The 17,684-nt window shown below is 40.5% G+C and carries 15 protein-coding genes, 2 pseudogenes and 1 riboswitch; of the genes and pseudogenes, 10 read left to right on the top strand and 7 right to left on the bottom strand.

Features of this window, described 5'->3' with window-relative positions; translation table 11 throughout:
* Window positions 1-278 precede the first annotated feature (278 nt).
* The gene (locus tag ACFVP7_RS11590; protein WP_338734078.1) at window positions 279-965 is read right to left on the bottom strand and encodes an SOS response-associated peptidase; all 687 of its coding nucleotides are present in this window, start codon (window positions 963-965) and stop codon (window positions 279-281) included.
* A 256-nt stretch (window positions 966-1,221) separates the two neighbouring features.
* Entirely contained in the window at window positions 1,222-2,259 is a 1,038-nt protein-coding gene (locus ACFVP7_RS11585) for a polysaccharide lyase family 1 protein (protein ID WP_046160462.1), read from the bottom strand.
* A gap of 172 nt (window positions 2,260-2,431) precedes the next feature.
* Between ACFVP7_RS11585 and ACFVP7_RS11580 the strand changes: the two genes are divergently transcribed.
* Together ACFVP7_RS11580 and exlX are read left to right on the top strand one after the other, a co-directional pair.
* On the top strand, window positions 2,432-3,109 hold the full coding sequence (locus tag ACFVP7_RS11580; RefSeq protein ID WP_004399503.1) for a YoaK family protein: 678 nt from the start codon (window positions 2,432-2,434) through the stop codon (window positions 3,107-3,109).
* A gap of 269 nt (window positions 3,110-3,378) precedes the next feature.
* Window positions 3,379-4,077 carry an expansin ExlX gene (exlX, locus tag ACFVP7_RS11575; protein ID WP_338734073.1) on the top strand — a complete coding sequence of 233 codons (699 nt, stop codon included), beginning with the start codon at window positions 3,379-3,381 and terminating at the stop codon, window positions 4,075-4,077.
* 36 nt (window positions 4,078-4,113) lie between these two features.
* On the opposite strand, the gene hpaB is transcribed toward exlX, so the two are convergent.
* Entirely contained in the window at window positions 4,114-5,565 is a 1,452-nt protein-coding gene (hpaB, locus tag ACFVP7_RS11570) for a 4-hydroxyphenylacetate 3-monooxygenase, oxygenase component (RefSeq protein WP_338734071.1), read from the bottom strand.
* 326 nt (window positions 5,566-5,891) lie between these two features.
* Between hpaB and ACFVP7_RS11565 the strand changes: the two genes are divergently transcribed.
* Complete coding sequence (locus tag ACFVP7_RS11565) at window positions 5,892-7,577, top strand: methyl-accepting chemotaxis protein (RefSeq protein ID WP_283934402.1); 1,686 nt, start codon at window positions 5,892-5,894, stop codon at window positions 7,575-7,577.
* Between the two features lie 115 nt (window positions 7,578-7,692).
* Here the strand turns inward: ACFVP7_RS11565 and ACFVP7_RS11560 are convergent, their stop codons facing one another.
* Both ACFVP7_RS11560 and ACFVP7_RS11555 read right to left on the bottom strand, forming a co-directional pair.
* Window positions 7,693-7,986, bottom strand: coding sequence for a YozQ family protein (locus ACFVP7_RS11560; RefSeq protein WP_014477001.1), 294 nt, complete (start codon window positions 7,984-7,986; stop codon window positions 7,693-7,695).
* 43 nt (window positions 7,987-8,029) lie between these two features.
* Window positions 8,030-8,152, bottom strand: coding sequence for a hypothetical protein (locus ACFVP7_RS11555; RefSeq protein WP_014477000.1), 123 nt, complete (start codon window positions 8,150-8,152; stop codon window positions 8,030-8,032).
* Window positions 8,153-8,220: 68 nt separating this feature from the next.
* On the opposite strand from ACFVP7_RS11555, the pseudogene ACFVP7_RS11550 reads away from it, so the two are divergent.
* A pseudogene (locus ACFVP7_RS11550) lies at window positions 8,221-8,338 on the top strand (hypothetical protein); the annotation flags it as partial.
* A gap of 90 nt (window positions 8,339-8,428) precedes the next feature.
* Window positions 8,429-8,833: a UPF0715 family protein gene (locus ACFVP7_RS11545; protein WP_128422265.1), complete on the top strand. Its 405-nt coding sequence runs from the start codon at window positions 8,429-8,431 to the stop codon at window positions 8,831-8,833.
* 371 nt (window positions 8,834-9,204) lie between these two features.
* Here the strand turns inward: ACFVP7_RS11545 and ACFVP7_RS11540 are convergent.
* Window positions 9,205-9,498, bottom strand: a pseudogene (locus ACFVP7_RS11540) (hypothetical protein).
* Between the two features lie 67 nt (window positions 9,499-9,565).
* On the bottom strand, window positions 9,566-11,608 hold the full coding sequence (locus ACFVP7_RS11535) for a molybdopterin oxidoreductase family protein (protein ID WP_338734066.1): 2,043 nt from the start codon (window positions 11,606-11,608) through the stop codon (window positions 9,566-9,568).
* A gap of 147 nt (window positions 11,609-11,755) precedes the next feature.
* Window positions 11,756-11,847, top strand: a riboswitch (SAM riboswitch).
* Between the two features lie 95 nt (window positions 11,848-11,942).
* Between ACFVP7_RS11535 and ACFVP7_RS11530 the strand changes: the two genes are divergently transcribed.
* The 5 genes from ACFVP7_RS11530 to ACFVP7_RS11510 all read left to right on the top strand — a co-directional run bounded on the left by ACFVP7_RS11530 (window position 11,943) and on the right by ACFVP7_RS11510 (window position 17,684).
* Window positions 11,943-12,965 (top strand): 2-hydroxyacid dehydrogenase, encoded by a 1,023-nt coding sequence (locus ACFVP7_RS11530; RefSeq protein WP_338734064.1) that lies wholly within the window; start codon window positions 11,943-11,945, stop codon window positions 12,963-12,965.
* A gap of 17 nt (window positions 12,966-12,982) precedes the next feature.
* Window positions 12,983-14,446, top strand: a complete 1,464-nt coding sequence (locus tag ACFVP7_RS11525; RefSeq protein WP_396582147.1) for an FGGY-family carbohydrate kinase — start codon at window positions 12,983-12,985, stop codon at window positions 14,444-14,446.
* 93 nt (window positions 14,447-14,539) lie between these two features.
* The gene (locus ACFVP7_RS11520) at window positions 14,540-15,784 is read left to right on the top strand and encodes an MFS transporter (RefSeq protein ID WP_396582145.1); all 1,245 of its coding nucleotides are present in this window, start codon (window positions 14,540-14,542) and stop codon (window positions 15,782-15,784) included.
* Window positions 15,785-16,178: 394 nt separating this feature from the next.
* Window positions 16,179-16,730, top strand: coding sequence for a MarR family winged helix-turn-helix transcriptional regulator (locus ACFVP7_RS11515; RefSeq protein WP_014479988.1), 552 nt, complete (start codon window positions 16,179-16,181; stop codon window positions 16,728-16,730).
* A 15-nt stretch (window positions 16,731-16,745) separates the two neighbouring features.
* Window positions 16,746-17,684 (top strand): ABC transporter ATP-binding protein, encoded by a 939-nt coding sequence (locus ACFVP7_RS11510; protein WP_076457972.1) that lies wholly within the window; start codon window positions 16,746-16,748, stop codon window positions 17,682-17,684.

The raw sequence follows: 17,684 nt of genomic DNA, 5'->3' as shown, positions 1-17,684 counted from the left end.
TTATATCATATTTGCAATCACAGGTGCAGCAGGTTTCATAAGTTTAATGTGGTTCAGTTTTTTTGCTGACAAAATAGAAAAGTGAAGCGATTTTATAAAAATGTAAACTATTTTATATGAAAGGGATAACATTGCTTATTTAAGTTTACATAAGAAAATTATTTCAAACTGATGCTAAAAATAACTAATTGATTTATGTACTAAATATTCATAATTACTAGAGGGAATGGCACCTAAGGAACAAAGCTATTTGACAAGTTCTTGCTAGAGAATTTCAATCACAACATATGATTTTCTGCATCAAGAAGCTCAGCTGAATTATTTTTAGGTGAATTTACTAATGATGAAACCTGGTATGCTTCCATGTCATCAGCATCATAAGGCAGCAGCAAGCTTTGCAGATAATCAGGGCTTGTATAATGGGGGTTAAGCCACGCCTTTTCATGATCATGGGCCAATATAACCGGCATTCGGTCGTGTATATCTTTCATGAACTCATTAGGCTCAGTTGTTATGATGGTGCAGGTATAAAGAGGATCTCCTTGATGTGTGCTCCACTTTTCATATAAGCCAGCAAACGCAAAAAGAGCAGATGATTTCAATTTGATCCGCATTGGGATTTTGGTTTTGGAATCAAGCCGTTTCCATTCATAAAAACTGTCTGCTGGTATGATGCAGCGTTTGCTGACAAGCGGTCTTCGAAAGGCCGGTTTCTCGGTAATGGTTTCGGCTCGAGCATTGATCATTTTATAACCGATCTTTTCATCTTTTGCCCAAGGTGGAATAAGTCCCCATCTAAGCTTGCCTAAGCGATTATTTGATCCATCATTGATGATTGCAAGGATGTTTTGTGATGGTGCGACATTATAGCTTGGCTGGTATTCACCTCTAGGAAAAAATTGATCGATGTCAAACTGGTCAATAATATCATCAAATGCAGAGTACAAAGTAAACCTGCCGCACATATCTATCATCCTTTTTAGGGGTTTTTGAATAGTTTGTGGGACGAACGGTCATTTAATACAGGTCCAGAACAATGATTTCTTTTCACTTGCGATAAACTGGTATAATAAGAAAGCCAGTTAAGAAGTTATTGTGGAAAAGAACATATGCTTTTTAGTTTGACCGACGCTGGATCTTGATGGAATTACAAGGATCGCTTAAAAATAGCCTATAGTATAAAAAGAGGCACAGCGTTTTTAACGCAGGGCCTCTTTTATATCAGTAGCCAAATACCAGAGTTGTACTTTGTGATCCGGCATATTTCGTGACAAATTCTTTTGTATATTCCGGCGTTTGGACACGATAGCTATAGTTTGACCCGGGATTCCAAGAAGTCAGCGGAGAGGTTTGCTTGTTGAGTGATGGATAGCTGCCTATGTCTTTGAAATAACCAGTGCCCTTGTCGTCAAGGATGCCGCCTTTTTCACTGCCTTTCCCAAAGTAATTATATTCGGAATATATTTTTGCTTTTGTAGCAATTGTAATCGCCTGGTTAAAATTATTGCTGTAATTGTTTTTAACATGAAAGTAACCGTATCTCATCAGACCTGGGCCTCTAACATACAAATTCTCAAAATAATTATTGGCGATTGTCATGTGGGGGTAGCCGTCATATTGATGCTGAGAATCATCCGGGTATCCTAAAATCAAACCGTATTTATGATTCGCAAATTTTGAGTTGCTGATCGTGATATAATCTGCGGATTTTCCGATATACACGAGTTTGTCCAAATCGCTTCCGCTTGCATTATAGCTATGACCTGAGAATGTGACGTGATCAATCCAATAGTTCATACCGGAATCTAAATAAAGCTGGATATCATTATTTCCGTTAATCTGCGGACTGTGTTCAAACGTTAAATTTTGAAAAATGACATTTCCAGAAGCTGATGAAGTTGTTAAATAAATATTTTTCAGCGTTTTTTTCGCGTAAGAGCCCACGAGTGTTTTATTTGAGCCAATGGTAACTGTTGTTTTCGCAGATGCGGAAAGATCATTTTGAAGCACTAAAATTTTCGGAGTGGATCCTCCTAGATGGGTTTTTAAATCATTTACGCTTTGAATGTAAACAATCTGCCCGTTTTTTCCACCCGTTGTGCCCGTTTTAGCGATGCCTTTTTCATTTTTGGCATTTCCGGCAAAACCTAAAAGGCCATTTGTTGAGGTATTCGGAAAATCGACTGCACCTAATGCTTTTCCAGGCAAGAGAACCAAAAACAAGCTAAAGACGGTGAACCATAAACAAAGTCGTTTCATCACAATATGCTTCCTTTCAAATTTAATAATTTCCTTGCGGGGATTATTATTACAGTTAATGGAAAGGAATGATAGGTTCTATCTTCCTAAATAATGTTGGGTTACTTAAAAAATAGAGATTGCGCCAAAAGACATACTAACAATTGAAATAGAAGAAAGGATTGATACACCGTTGACTGCAGCAGCTTATCGAAACACCTTGCTATCACTTTTATGTTTAACAGCTGGAATCGTGGATGTAATCGGGTATTTAAGCCTGGGACATGTGTTCACAGCTAATATGACTGGAAACATTGTATTATTGGGGTTAGCTATCGGCAAATCCATTCAGGTCACTGTTTTTAATTCCTTGACTGCGCTAATCGGATTTATATGCGGCGTGATCATTGCTACATTGATGGTCGGAAAGGCGGAAAATACCCTTTGGCCTTCTGCTGTGACAAAAGCCCTCGCACTTGAAGCATTCATTTTGTTTGTCTTTGCTTGTCTTTCTTTTTACCGGGCATTTGTTCCTGTGCACATTCTGATTATACTCATGAGCATTTCTATGGGGATTCAAACTACAGCAGCAAAAAAACTGGGGATCGCAGGTATTTCTTCAACTGTGTTGACCGGCACTTTGGCTTCTCTTTTAGAGGATATATCCGGCCGTTTGTTTTTTAAGAAGCAAAAGAAGACTTTCTTAAGAGATACTGTGTTAAGAGCACTAGCTATTATTTTGTATTGTGTGGGGGCTATTATTGTTGCTCTGGCTGAGCCTGATTTTTATCACTTCATTATTTGGGTTCCGATTGTGCTGATCTTTGGCATCATGATGACAGCTAAGTTGAAACTGAGCGGGGAAAAATAGCTTTTCCTGTATAGCTGTTATCAGGCCAACAGCCTGTTTCATTTCGTTATTGAAGTGCGAATTTTGAGAGGGAAAAATAAGACATTCGGCTGAAGTGCACATTCGTTCATTTGTATTGGCTTTTTCATAAGTACCTACATTTGATATATGAATGATAGTGAATTTGCCTTAAAATCATCTATGAATCTATTTCCTCTTTCAAACCAGATGGATTGAGTCTTATAATGATAATGATTCTCATTTGAAGTCTGGTTTGAGGAGGACCAAATATGAAAAAGATCATGAGTGCATTTGTTGGTATGGTTTTGTTGACGATCTTCTGTTTTTCCCCGCAAGCTTCGGCAGCATATGACGACCTGCATGAAGGTTATGCAACGTATACAGGGTCAGGTTATTCAGGAGGAGCTTTCCTGCTGGATCCCATTCCTTCCGATATGGAGATTACTGCAATAAATCCGGCGGATCTCAATTACAGAGGAGTAAAAGCAGCACTTGCCGGCTCTTATTTAGAAGTTGAAGGGCCAAAAGGGAAAACAACCGTATATGTTACTGATCTTTATCCCGAAGGCGCTCGGGGAGCTCTTGATCTGTCACCTAATGCCTTCCGTAAAATCGGCAATATGAAAGACGGAAAAATCAATATTAAATGGCGTGTTGTCAAAGCCCCAATCACCGGCAATTTCACGTACCGGATCAAAGAAGGCAGCAGCAGGTGGTGGGCAGCAATCCAAGTCAGAAATCACAAGTATCCTGTTATGAAAATGGAATATGAAAAGGATGGTAAGTGGATCAACATGGAGAAAATGGACTATAACCATTTTGTGAGTACGAATTTAGGGACAGGCTCTCTCAAAGTCAGAATGACTGACATCCGCGGAAAAGTTGTGAAAGACACCATTCCAAAGCTGCCTGAAAGCGGAACGTCCAAAGCCTATACTGTACCGGGCCATGTTCAGTTTCCTGAATAAAAAATACGAAACAGCGGATCTTTTCCCGCTGTTTTTTCATTGTTCTGCATCTGCATGTAAAAATGTTTTAATCATGTTCAACTGCCCCTGCTTTGGATAACTGGTATACAGCCTGCTTGAAATCCGAATAGGATCTCCGAAAAAATATCTTTCGTAGTGAGTTTGTCTAGTTCCGAATGAACTCATTGTTAAATCCCATGCCAAACGGAAAATTTTCACACGTTCTTCAGCATTTGTATTGGTTGCTTGAAGATATTGGTCAAGATCTTCCCGTATCTCTGAGTCAAATGCATTTTCGGTAGGCAGTGTCACCATTCCGCTAGCTCCAATTAATTGTATGATTTCAGTAAATCGAGGATATAGCTTAGGAATGATCGTACTGATGACTTGAAGAGGAATTAAACAGGGGCGCATATAGCCGAATTCATCTAACTGAGCATCATTTTCCGATTTGTCAATGAGGGCTTTGATTGTTTCCAATCCCACAATGATTTCTGAGAGCTTTTCTTGGATGTGCTGATATTCGGAAACATTAATGGTGTCGACAAGAAGCTGTGCAACACCTAATAGAAATTCAATTTTTATCATTTGCCTAATGACAACCTGGTGAAAGGTAAAGGCATGAAAAGAGCTTTTTGTCATAAAATCTTTAGCTGCTTCCACATTATCGTAAAAAAACACACGATTCCACGGCACTAACACATGATCAAAAACCACAATTGAATCCATTTCTTCATACCTGGAGCTTAAGGGATGATTAAAGGAAGAGTCGCTTAATACAAATGATTCTCTTGTGATGAATTTTACGCCTTTTGTATTAGAAGGGATTGAAAAAGCATAAGCTTCATCTGTTTCAAAGAAAAATTTAGGCGCTGAAAAAACCAAGATTTCATCGGTCAACCCGCCTTGTGTTGCAAGCAGTCGTGCGCCATGGATCATTAAACCTTTTTCGGTTCTATCAATGACTTTAGCAGATATCGGTTTTTCACTTAGCCCAAAATAGGACTGTGACCGGTTCACTTGCGGAGTAATGAATGTATGGGTAAAAGAAAGGTCATGCTTAGCAGCTTGTTCATACATATCTAGTATATGTTCAGGAAAGCAATTCTCTTTATCTTTTAGAAGCTCCGCTGACGAAGCAAAGCTCATCATAACCGTATTCATGTAATCCGGACTTCTCCCCATCATTCCGTGAGTATGTCTAGCCCAATGTTCAATCATGGTCCTTCTTTTTTTCAAATCATTTTTGGTTTTAGGCTGGAGATAGGAAAGGCCGATTCGATCATGATCTCCAGGAAGGCAATAAGTCATTTCATGTATTAACTCATCCTTTGTTTGCAATTCATAAAGTGAGCTTTTTGTTTTGATTATTCCTTTAAATGCAGGATGCTCAGAAATGTTACCCTTTATTTTTTCGCCATCATACCATATTTCGTTTTCTAGTTTATTCAATCGGTCAATGAATTCTTTACCATTGATGATTCCCATTTTAGTGTATCGCTCCTTAAATGTATGCTGCGTATTGTCATTATATTTTCGAGAAAACAGCCGGTTCAGCCAATTTGAGGTGGGAAAAGCCTTTTTTAGAAAAACGAATAAGAGTGACTTACATACCGCAAAAGACTGCAAATTTCACTTAAGGTTTTTCTGCAAGTTCAGAGATGTAAAGACATTTGCTTATTCATATGAATAGCACTATAAAACTTGATAACACGTGTCGATATTATGGACATGAGCGTAAGCGAATTGGATTCAAACGCGCTTGAACATATTTTATTTCATCCATTACATTGTGCGGAAAGGGAAAACGACACATGAAAGTGAAAACAAAATTGCTGGGGATTATATCAATATTAGTTGTTTCAATTATTGGAATTGGAGGCTCCTCAGTATTTATGATTTCTTCTACTGTGAAAAAGAATGAAGAACTTAAAGACAAAATGGAATTCCAAAAAGAGATAAAACACATCCAATATGAATTGACCGGGTTATCAAATGATGAAAGAGGCTTCTTGATTACCGGAGACAAAGAATACGACGAGGGTATGAAGGAAAAAGCAGACGATGTCTTAAAGAGCCTTGACCGGGTTAATGACTTGATTGATGAAGAGAAGTATCAATCCAATATTGAAGACATTAAGACAAGTTTTACTCAGTATAGAGCTTTGAATCAGCAGGTAGTAACAGCCTACTCTTCAAATCCTAAAAAAGCAGAAACCATCCATTTTGGAGAAGAAAGAACATTAAGAAAAGAAGTCGTAGATCCGGCTGTCAATAAGCTGTCTGATCGCCTGGATCAAGAGGTAGAGGATCTAAAGGATGAAATACAGGGCAATGGGAAAATGAGTCAATCGCTCATTATCATTGTCACAGGGATATCAGTAATATTAGGCATTGTTCTAAGCATAATGCTGTTAAAGTCCATTATGGTGCCACTAAGAAGCATAAATAAGCAGCTAGAGGAAATTGCTCATGGCGAGGCTGATTTAACCAAAAAAGTCATAGTGAAAAATAAAGATGAATTTGGCCAGCTTGCCAAATCTTTTAATTCTTTTACTCATTCATTATCTCAAATTGTGAAGCAAATCAGCAGTTCATCTGAACAAGTCGCCGCTTCCTCCGAAGAATTATCGGCAAGCGCGGAAGAATCGAAATCAACATCTGAACATATTTCACGAGCCATGCAGATGGCTGCCGACAGCAATGTGAAGCAAAGCTCGATGACAGAAAAGAGCGCAGAATCCATCACTGAATTATTAGACAGTATATCATCTGTGGCTTCAAATACAGGGAACATAGCGGATCTTTCTTCTTCGATGAGAGATAAGGCTGAAATAGGCTCTAAGTCCGTTAACAAGATGTTAGATCAGATGAAATTTATTGATACATCCGTAGATTCAGCCGGGAATGGATTACAGGCATTGGTAGCGAGCACAGCAGAAATCAGCGATATCTCTTCGCTTATCACGACAATTTCCGAGCAGACCAATTTGCTGGCCCTAAACGCAGCGATCGAGGCGGCCAGAGCCGGAGAGCAAGGAAAAGGATTTGCCGTGGTGGCTGAAGAAGTTCGGAAATTAGCGGATGAAACAAATAAATCAGCAAACCACATCCAATCGGTGGTAGCGACCATCCAAAACGAATCGATAGAAACGGTAAATAATATTAAGGTTGTTCAAGAAAATGTGAGCTCAGGTATTGTTCTTTCTCAAGAGGCAACAGAAAATTTCAATGAAATATTGAACCTGGTAGAACAGGTCACTTCTCAAATACAAGAAGTCGCAGCGGCAACTCAACAGCTTACATCAGGCGTTGAAGTGATTCAGCACACAGTTCATATATTGGCCGCTGGAACAAAAGAAACGTCTGCAAATACAGAAGCGGTTGCAAAATCATCAGAGGAACAGCTACATTCAATGGAGGAAATCTCCTATGCCGCAGAATCTCTATCTCAGTTGGCAGAAGAGCTTCAAACCGTCATTAATCGTTTTAAATATTAAACAGGCTACTTACGTGCAACCCCCATCTTATTCGGTGGGGGTTGGCTACTTTTACTGTGGTTGTTTCTACAAACGGAGCTAACTGACTTCTTTTAAGTTAGCTCCGTTTGTATGGCTAGTCCAAATTTTGATCGATCGTTCCTTCAAAATAGTCATCGCTCACCTGTTCATGAGTTTCAGCCAATCCTTTTTCCAATTGCGTGCTTCCTTTATAATCTGAGGGCTCAAAGTATTTCCCGGCTACATCTGTTGTGTCATTTTTGTTTTCTTTGTTATGAGTTTGTGTTTCAGTGTTTACACTTTCTGTCTCAGTATTGCTGCTTATAGATTGCTGAAAATCATATTCCTTGTCTAATGAAGAAAATCTTTTATAATCATCAGGTCTGTCTGCACCGTTTTTTTGAGTCACTTTACTTCCTCCAGATTATTGATATTTTAGTGGGGGTAAGAACTTATTTCGTTCTTTTAGGATCAGAACCATGTTTTTTAGGATCATCTGCTTTAAAAGCTGTTTCAGTCTCATGGTCATTTCTCATTTGTTCAATACTTGAATTTTGAATTCCCTTTTTACTCATTGGTTTCACTCCTTTACGAAAAGTGTTGAATATCAACTCTTCTTATTTTGTCTGTTGATCAGGTATTCATTCACTTTTTTCATTCGCGCTTTCGCCAATCAGGAGATGCGTTTTCATGCCAGCGTATTATCTAATAAAAGAACGTCATTTTTGAAACCTTTTATTAGCGCATTGCGTATAGCACGTTGGGGAAGACATCTCGATAAAAGAAATACAAAGGTTGTGAATTTATACTAACAGCACTGTGAATAAATCAAACAAGGGGGGGGTGAAAAAATGAAAAAAATCGCATCATATTATTTAATGACATTAGGGCTATCCAGCCTTACATTTGGTTTGTTTTTAGGGTTTTATTCTTTCGTTATGTATGGCGATATGATAATTGCATTGTTTACGGCAGCAATTGCTTTATTATACGGTTTTGTGGTGTATGGCCTTTTTGCTGTTCCGCTCCAAATGAAGTTGCAGAAAAAAGCGAGAACATTCAATGTCATGTACCTCTTGATTTACAGTGTGGTTGCTTTTATCGCAGCTTTCCTGTTTTTTGTTACCAATGAACCTGCGTCAATAGCATGGACATTGCAATCGTACTTTTATTATATGTTAAGTATTGCGGCTGCAGTAATTTACTGGTTATGGGATTCTCTGATCCTTTATAAACGTACAGCTTCCGGTGTATAGGCTAATTTTTACCAATCGGAGAAATATGGAGGTTCAATAAAAATTCAGGATCTAAAAGCTTTAGGTTTCATATTTTTTTAAAAAAATCCTCTGCGGATAAAGGCGCAGTATGGGGGCATAATGAGAGCACACATTCGAACCGAATAGATTTTCTAAGTGTTTTACGATACATACGTTCATCAAGATCATCACGTCATCGGAATATAAAAACTATTGTTGTGGAATGGGCATCTTGAGTTGTTTGAGGAAAGAACATAGATGGTGGTTTATCGTTTTATCAGCGCTTATGGAACAAAGTTTTGGTGGCGGTCAATCCATACAGCTAAACAGAGGAGAGCGTGACAATGAATCTCGCTCTCCTCAGATTTGTTTTATTCACCCTGATATTTTTCAACTAATGTGAATGTCCAATCTTTTAACATATGTTTCTGGACATATTTTTTTCCGTTTATTTCAATGTAAGGCAGGTCTGCCGTATCTTCGGCTAACTGTTTTGCTTCAGTCGTTGTTATTCCTAAAAAAAGTCCGATGTAAAAGTAAATATCCCGTTCTTTAATAAGCAAGATATCATTTTATTCACTACCTTTTGTATGGTTCATCTGCTTTAAGCCTTCACCGATAAAATATCCTGCCAAAGCAATACCAATCCCTAAAAAAACGTCCATGTGTATGCCTCCATTATGTCGATGTTATGTTATACGGGCTTGGCATACTAGCGGTTTCATTATTTTTTCAAACCTTTTCAATCTGTACACGGCCTGAAAAAAAGGTGGCGCCGCCGCCCATATCGGACAATCGGTCTGGGGTTAGCGCGTTTACAAGCTGTTTTTTTCCTTGTTCATCCGCCCATAATCCTTGGCTGACAACGACACCTGGCAGCACTTGTTCTCCAACTGCAGCGGTCAGCTCGCATTCTCCCCGGCTGTTCCAAATTCGTACAGGTGCCCCATCAACGATTCCGTGTTCTTCAGCATCTTTTGTGTTGATAAAGAGCTTTGGCGTCTTTTCAAGCTTGATGTGTTTTTCATTATTGGAAAATGTTGAGTTTAAGAAATTATGGTTTGGCCCCGGAACATACATAAACGGATGTTCATTATCGGTTACAAGAGGTGTATATGTCGGTAAAGCAGGGAAGCCGTCTTGTTTCATTTGTTCTGAATATAATTCTATTTTTCCGCTTGGCGTTGGAAGTTCGCCCGGAAACAGCGGCTTTTCGCGTTTCGCTTTCATAAATGAATGCTTAGCAAGTGCATCGTAATCAATCTCTGCCAAATGCGGATTATCTGGATGGTCAAGCGCCTGGCGGATTAATACTTCATCTGAATCTTTAAGCCCCTGGTCTGTGAATCCCATGGCTTCAGCCAGTAATCGGAAAACCTCAGTGTTAGACTTGCTTTCCCCATATCTCTCAATCACCGGCTGCTGAAGCTGAATGTAATGGTGCCAGTAGGAAGTGTAAAAATCAGTATTTTCAAAAGCGGATGTTGCAGGCAGTACAATGTCCGCATATGCAGCCGTTTCCGTTAAAAACAAATCATGAACCACAGTAAACAAGTCTTCCCGCAGCAAGCCCTGTCTGACTTTGTTTGCTTCGGGCGCGACGACGGCAGGATTCGTTCCATAAATAAATAGAGAGCGAATCGGCGGGTCTGTTTCCAAAAGCACCCTGCCAAGCTGATTCATATTAAACGACCTCGGGGTGCGCCCTTTCAATAAGTCGGGCCGCTGCAAGGCATTTGTGTTATACTCTAAAATTCCGCTGTTATGCTTAATTGCGCCGCCCCCTGTGTGCAGCCATTGGCCGGTGATCGCCGGAAGACAGGCAATCGTCCTTACAATCATCCCGCCGTTATCGTGATGCTGGGGTCCGTTTCCGATTCTGATAAAAGAAGGGGAGGTTTCCCCGTACATTTTTGCCAGTCGGTAAATATCTTCGGTACTGACACCGGTGATCGTCGATACCTTTTTAGGATCATATTGTTTCACGTGTTCACGGAGGTCTTCATAGCCAACCGTGTACTCGGACAGAAATGCTTCATCATGCATATTTTCTTTAAATAAAATGTGCATGATGCCAAGAGCAAGTGCACTGTCGGTTCCCGGCTTTATTGGAATAAACCAATCTGCGAGACGTCCTGTTTGATTTTTATGCACATCGATCACGACAATTTTGGCACCTTGTTTTCGCGCTTTTTGGGCGATCGTAATTTGGTGCATATTTGTGCTGACCGCGTTGATTCCCCAAAAAATAAATAGTTTTGTATGAATGGTTTCCTCAGGATCGATTCCCGCGCTTATGCCCATTGTATATTTATAGCCTTCAGATCCCGCTTTGCTGCAAATCGTCCGTTCAAGCTGGCTTGACCCCATGCGGTAAAAAAAGCGGCGGTCCATTCCTTCAGCTGTCAATTTCCCCATATTTCCGTAAAAGCTGTAAGGAAGTATGCTTTCAGCTCCCTCTTCATTAATCAGCTGTTTCCAGCGGGAGGTGATCGTATCGATTGCCTCTTCCCAAGAAATCGGTTCAAATATCGCTTGGCCTTTCGCACCTGTTCGTTTGAGCGGTGTTGTCAGCCGCTTTTCATCATAGATGCGCTCCGTCATATTCCGGACTTTGTTGCATATGTTTCCGGCTGTGACAGGATGATCAGGGTCTCCTTGCACTTTTACGATTTTCCCGTCTTTTTTATGTATTAACAATCCGCACTGATCCGGGCAGTCCAGCGAGCAAACGGATTTGAAAATGCCGTTTTGTTGTGTGGCAAAAGATTTCATGGCCCATTTCCTCTCTCTAGTTAGATATTTTGTAAGAATTATAACATTTCGGATCATAACGTCAATTCTGAAAAAAGAGATTGACATCAATCTGAGACTTCTTTATGATAAACGTATTCTTTATTCTGAAAATTACATACTCAACATTTTCTATCCAGAGAGGTGGAGGGACTGGCCCTATGAAACCTCGGCAACATTATTGTGCCAATTCCAGCAAGCGTCAGCTTGAAAGATAGGAAAGCAAGGTTTATACCGGCGTCTGCCTGTAACAGAGCGCGCCTATATATGAATCTCTTTCCATCTTCGGAAAGAGATTTTTTTATGAAAAAATACGATGAAAAGGATGTTTTGCACCATGACGGTTTTGGTTACAGCACCGTACAACGAAGAAGGACGAAAAGAGCTAGAAAACTTGTTTGACTCAGTTGCTTATCAATCTTGGAAGGAACAAGGTAGGGCATATCGGGAGGATGAACTCATTCAGCTGCTAAAAGCAACAAATGCGACAGGCTTGATTACTGAACTTGATCAGGTAACAGACAGCGTATTTGCTTCTGTTCCCGAACTTTCATTTGTCGGTGTTTGCAGGGGAATGCCCTCCAATGTGGATGTGGCAGCTGCCTCAAAAAGAGGCATACCTGTTTTTTATACACCAGGGCGGAATGCACAAGCCGTTGCTGAAATGTTTATTGGAAATGTGATTTCCTTTCTGCGCCATACCAGCGCCTCGAATCAATGGCTGAAGGATGGAAAGTGGAACAGTGATTACCTGCAGGCTTATGTCAAATTTAAAGGAAATGAATTAACAGGAAAAACGGTTGGCATGATTGGGTTCGGGGCGGTTGGTCAAAGGATTGCAAAACTGTTGACTGCGTTTGACTGTAAAATAAAGTATTACGATCCATACATTCAAGACGATCATCCGCTGTATGAAAAAGTATCTCTTAAAACGGTGTTTTCAGACAGTGATATCGTTTCTGTCCATCTGCCTCGTACTGAGGAAACACTTGGACTTATTGATCGGAAGTATTTTGATCTGATGAAACAGAGTGCGGTTTTCGTCAATAATTCAAGAGCAGTTGTTGTAAACCGTGAAGATCTTTTATCTGTATTAAAAGAACATAAAATCAGAGGTGCGATATTAGACGTTTTTTATCATGAACCTCCAGAGGAATCAGATTATGAATTGATTTCATTGCCTAATGTTCTGGCAACACCGCATCTCGCTGGGGCAACCTTTGAAGTAGAGGATCATCACGTGACGATACTGAATAAAGCCCTCAAAAAGTGGAAGGGTGAAAAAACTCTTAATATTCCGACAATGTATAACAAGGACGCACTGAAAACAGGGGGATAAGAAAGGAGGATAACAGAATGAAAAAACAAAAAGGCTATCTCGTTTTTGATATCGGCACAGGCAATGCAAGGGTAGCGGTCGTGAGTGTAACTGGCAGTGTTCTAACAGTGGAACGGGAGGACATTGTGTATTCCACAGAGACGCTTTACCCGGACAGCCGTTATTTTTCTCCTCAGGTGCTGTGGAAGCAGGTGATGAATTTGGCAAAACGTGCGCTATCCCGTTCGCATGATATTGACATCATTGGTTTGACATCAACGAGCCAAAGACAGGGGATTGTTTTGATTGATCAAAACGGCGATCCTTTTCTCGGGCTGCCGAACATTGATAACCGCGGCCGAGAGTGGGAGGCGAGCATTCCCGATCGGGAAGAGATATACAGCCGCACAGGCCGCCTGCCAACCGCACTTTTTTCCGCGCTCAAGCTTTATGGATTAAAACAGCGTCAGCCCTCTTTATGGGAAAAGACTGCAAGCTTTACTAGCATTAGTGATTGGGTGACGTACCAACTGAGCGGAATATTAACATATGAACCATCACAGGCAACAGAAACCCTGCTGTTTGATGTGAAGCAAAACACTTGGTCAGAAGAGATGTGCGACATATTCGGCTTTTCTCCATCTATCCTTCCGCCTCTTGTAAGAGCGGGAACAGCAATTGGAACGATAGCAAATGAATATGCATCCGAATTAGGCCTTTCAATAAATGCTAAGGTTATAGCAGGGGGCGGGGATACACAGCTGGCTGTCAAAAGCACCGGAGCTGGACTTGAGGACATTGTCATTGTATCAGGGACAACAACGCCAATAACCAAAATGACTGCGGATCATGGCGACACAAAACATAAAGCCTGGCTGAACTGTCATACAGATCAAGGGCATTGGCTTGTGGAAACGAATCCGGGAATTACCGGATTGAATTATCAAAAATTAAAACAGATTTTTTATCCGAATGAAACGTACGAAGTAATGGAGGAGGAGATTTCTGCACTTGCAAAAGAAGACCATGCATGTGTAGCGGCTCTCGGCTCTTATTTATCGGCTGAAAAGAATGCATTAACGAGAGGCGGTTTTCTTTTTGATGCCCCGCTGTCAGCACATTTAAAGAGGGCACATTTTGTACGTGCAGCGCTAGAAGAGATCGCATTTTCAATCAAATGGAACTTTGACATTTTAACAGAGGTTACTCCGTTTGAACGTGACTATGTTTGGGTGTGCGGAGGGGGATTCCAAAGCAAAGCGCTCACTCAATATATCGCGGATCTTCTTCAAAAAAAGGTCTATGTCCAAGAGGGATATCATCAGGCATCTGTCGTCGGTGCTGCAGTCATTTGCAATGAAACCTTTCAATTAACGGAGGAGATGTCAGCAAATGTCCGGGTGATCGAACCGAAGGACTGTCAGATAGAATTGGCTTTATATGAGGAATGGAAGCAAACACAGCGCTTTTTTTCAGGATCAGAAAGCAAAGTATTAATTTAAGGCGGCATTTCTGCTGTTTTGAGGAATCATTTAATATTCAACTTTAATAAGGTAATACGGTAATGTATATTAGCATCTAAGGAGGAGACAGATATGTTGGATAAAATAGGAATACCGAAGCGGCTTGCCTGGGGATTTTTAGGGGTTGTTTTGTTTATGATGGGAGATGGCCTTGAACAAGGCTGGCTCAGTCCTTTTTTGATCGAAAACGGGCTCACCGTTCAGCAGTCCGCTTCCATTTTTAGTATATACGGAATTGCGCTTGCCATAGCTTCCTGGTTTTCAGGTGTATGTCTCGAAGCATTTGGCGCAAAACGGACGATGTTTATGGGGCTGTTGTTTTATGTGATCGGTACAGCTGCTTTTATCGTATTTGGATTTGAACAGCTGAACCTGCCAGTGATGTATGTGACTTACTTCGTAAAAGGGTTAGGTTACCCGCTTTTTGCTTATTCTTTCTTGACATGGGTCATTTACAGAACACCGCAAAGCAAACTGAGCACTGCTGTCGGCTGGTTTTGGATAGCATATTGCCTCGGCATGTTTGTGTTCGGCGCTTGGTACTCAAGCTACGCGATCAAAGCGTTCGGTTATTTGAATACGCTTTGGAGCTCTATTTTCTGGGTATGTCTCGGTGCATTTTTTGCATTGTTTATCAATAAAGACCGTTTTGAAAAGAAGAAAAGAAAAAGATCAGAAACAGCCGAGGAGCTTTTAAAAGGGGTTACGATTCTATTTACAAATCCGCGCGTGCTTACAGGCGGAATCATCAGAATCATCAACAGCATTGGTACATATGGTTTTCCAGTCTTTTTGCCGATACACATGGCCCAGCATGGAATTTCAACCAATGTGTGGCTGCAAATTTGGGGAACGATTTTTCTGGGGAACATTGTGTTTAACCTTATCTTTGGTATTGTCGGCGATAAATTCGGCTGGAAAAATACTGTTATTTGGTTCGGCGGAGTCGGCTGCGGCATTTTCACCGTCTTATTATACTACGCACCTGTTTTCTCCGGCGGAAGTTTAGCGGTTGTCAGCGTGATCGGCTTTATTTGGGGCGGTTTGCTGGCAGGCTATGTGCCGATTGGTGCAATTGTGCCGACGGTGGCAGGAAAAGATAAAGGGGCAGCCATGTCTGTATTGAATTTGGCTGCAGGTTTATCAGCGTTTGTCGGTCCCGCGCTTGCTTGGTTGTTCATCGGTCTCGTCGGTGCGCAAGGCGTCGTCTGGATCTTTGCGGTCCTTTACGTTGCGAGTGCAATCATGACGAAATGCATTCATATACCTGAAGAAAAAGCAGTAAAGGAGGATACATCTCCTCAATATGCATCTTAATTAGAAAGCGCCCTGTTTGAGGGGCGCTTTTTATCATTTGTTCAGCAATGTAAGGATTTCCGATACGGAATGACGCAAAAATGATTGATCTGGACGGGATTTCACCATCACACTCAGCTGATAAGAAACAGAATATAAGTCTGAGCCGTTTGTTCCACGTTAATTTCACGTCTTAGCTCGCCCGAATGTTCTCTCAAAACAGATTCATAACGCTTTATTCTTCATTGAATTCTCGATGACGAGCCATCAACATTACTCTTTCTGAATCAATCAGAATATTACTATTCTATTAATTATCGAGGGATTCTAAAGAAAAATAGACAACATATTGACAATATAGCGAGAAATGTTAAGATGAATAGACAATAAGTTGTCTATTCAAGGAGGGAACATCGTGGATTATTCTAAGGAACTGAAAGATTTATTTTTAATGCAACAGTCTTACGCTACACTTTTTTCCACATTAAACAAAATCCAATCACGCGGAGACGATTATTATGAAAGCTTAACGTCGAGGCAATTTATGACGATGGTTGCCATACTGCATTTACCGGAAGAGGAAACGACATTCAACAACATTGCAAAAAAATTAGGCACTTCAAAACAAAACATCAACAGACTTGTCAGCGGTATTGAAAAAAGAGGTTATGTCATCACTGTACCAAGTAAACGCGACAAGCGTGCAGTTAATGTGAAGATTACTGATTCAGGAAAGCGTGTCATGGAGGAATGCGGTGAAAAAGCGGTGTATTTTATGGCCGATCTATTTAAAGGCTTTTCGACGGAAGAGCTGGAAACATTGTGGATTTTATTGAAGAAACTGTACAGTTTTGATGGAGAAGAACAGGATGGTTTTGAAGAAGACGCTGCTGATTTTGACATTGAACAAAATCGAGACAATTTGAAAACAAATTTATTGCAGGAATTCGCAAAACGGAGAAAGTAAAAAGGAGAACCAACTATGAACAACGTAGCAATAGTAGAAAACTTGAAAATGCAGTATAAAAACAAAACGGCAGTAGATGGGATTTCGTTCGAAGTGAGAGGGGGGGAAGTGCTTGGCTTACTAGGTCCAAATGGTGCAGGAAAAAGCACAACCATTCATATTTTATCAGGAGTATTGTCGGCCAGTTCCGGAAACGTTTCGATATTGGGCCATAGTGTGAAAAAAGGGTCAAAGGAAATGAAGAAAGGCATCGGGATTGTGCCTCAAGATATCGCGATTTATGAGGAGATTTCAGCTGAGAAAAATGTTCGTTTTTTTGCCAGTCTTTATTCTCTTAAAGGAGAAGAACTGAAAGCCCGAGTCAAAGAGGCTTTGGAGCTCGTACAGCTATATGAACGGAAAGATGACAAGCCAAAGACGTTTTCAGGCGGGATGAAAAGAAGATTAAACATTGCGTGCGCCATTGCCCATCAGCCGAAACTGATTATCATGGATGAGCCCACGGTAGGAATCGATCCGCAATCCCGGCATCACATTTTGGAATCGATAAAAGAGCTGAAAACAAAAGGCGCAAGCATCATTTACTCTACACATTATATGGAAGAAGTCGAGGCGATTTCAGATCGTATTATGATCATGAATGAAGGAAGAATTATTGCCAATGGAACAAAAGAAGAGCTGTACAGAGAAGCCAATAAAGAAATAACATACGCTTTTCAACTGGCGCATGTTCAGCGATTAAATAAAAACTCGATTAGAGAAATCATAGGAGTGACAGGAGTTGATTTCTCTGACCATCAACTAAATGTTACCGTTCAAAAGAACCAAGATCACCTGAGTGAAATCATATTAGAATTGAGTGCCCAAGGTTGCAGCATCCTAAACATGAACAAAAAAGAGGCATCGTTAGAAACGGTATTTTTAGAGCTGACGGGAAGAAATTTAAGAGATTAG

This window comes from Bacillus sp. SG20033 (genome assembly GCF_044570195.1).
Classification (GTDB): Bacteria; Bacillota; Bacilli; order Bacillales; family Bacillaceae; genus Bacillus; species Bacillus subtilis.
The sequence above is the reverse complement of the archived record's forward strand: the minus strand, read 5'-3'. Positions and strand labels throughout refer to the sequence as shown.

Excerpts from the sequence above, each read along its gene's own strand:
- ACFVP7_RS11590 (WP_338734078.1), bottom strand. The coding sequence starts at position 965 with ATGTGCGGCAGGTTTACTTTGTACTCTGCATTTGATGATATTATTGAC.
- ACFVP7_RS11585 (WP_046160462.1), bottom strand. The coding sequence starts at position 2,259 with ATGAAACGACTTTGTTTATGGTTCACCGTCTTTAGCTTGTTTTTGGTT.
- exlX (WP_338734073.1), top strand. The coding sequence starts at position 3,379 with ATGAAAAAGATCATGAGTGCATTTGTTGGTATGGTTTTGTTGACGATC.
- hpaB (WP_338734071.1), bottom strand. The coding sequence starts at position 5,565 with ATGGGAATCATCAATGGTAAAGAATTCATTGACCGATTGAATAAACTA.
- ACFVP7_RS11565 (WP_283934402.1), top strand. The coding sequence starts at position 5,892 with ATGAAAGTGAAAACAAAATTGCTGGGGATTATATCAATATTAGTTGTT.
- ACFVP7_RS11555 (WP_014477000.1), bottom strand. The coding sequence starts at position 8,152 with ATGAGTAAAAAGGGAATTCAAAATTCAAGTATTGAACAAATGAGAAAT.
- ACFVP7_RS11545 (WP_128422265.1), top strand. The coding sequence starts at position 8,429 with ATGAAAAAAATCGCATCATATTATTTAATGACATTAGGGCTATCCAGC.
- ACFVP7_RS11535 (WP_338734066.1), bottom strand. The coding sequence starts at position 11,608 with ATGAAATCTTTTGCCACACAACAAAACGGCATTTTCAAATCCGTTTGC.
- ACFVP7_RS11530 (WP_338734064.1), top strand. The coding sequence starts at position 11,943 with ATGAAAAGGATGTTTTGCACCATGACGGTTTTGGTTACAGCACCGTAC.
- ACFVP7_RS11525 (WP_396582147.1), top strand. The coding sequence starts at position 12,983 with ATGAAAAAACAAAAAGGCTATCTCGTTTTTGATATCGGCACAGGCAAT.
- ACFVP7_RS11520 (WP_396582145.1), top strand. The coding sequence starts at position 14,540 with ATGTTGGATAAAATAGGAATACCGAAGCGGCTTGCCTGGGGATTTTTA.
- ACFVP7_RS11510 (WP_076457972.1), top strand. The coding sequence starts at position 16,746 with ATGAACAACGTAGCAATAGTAGAAAACTTGAAAATGCAGTATAAAAAC.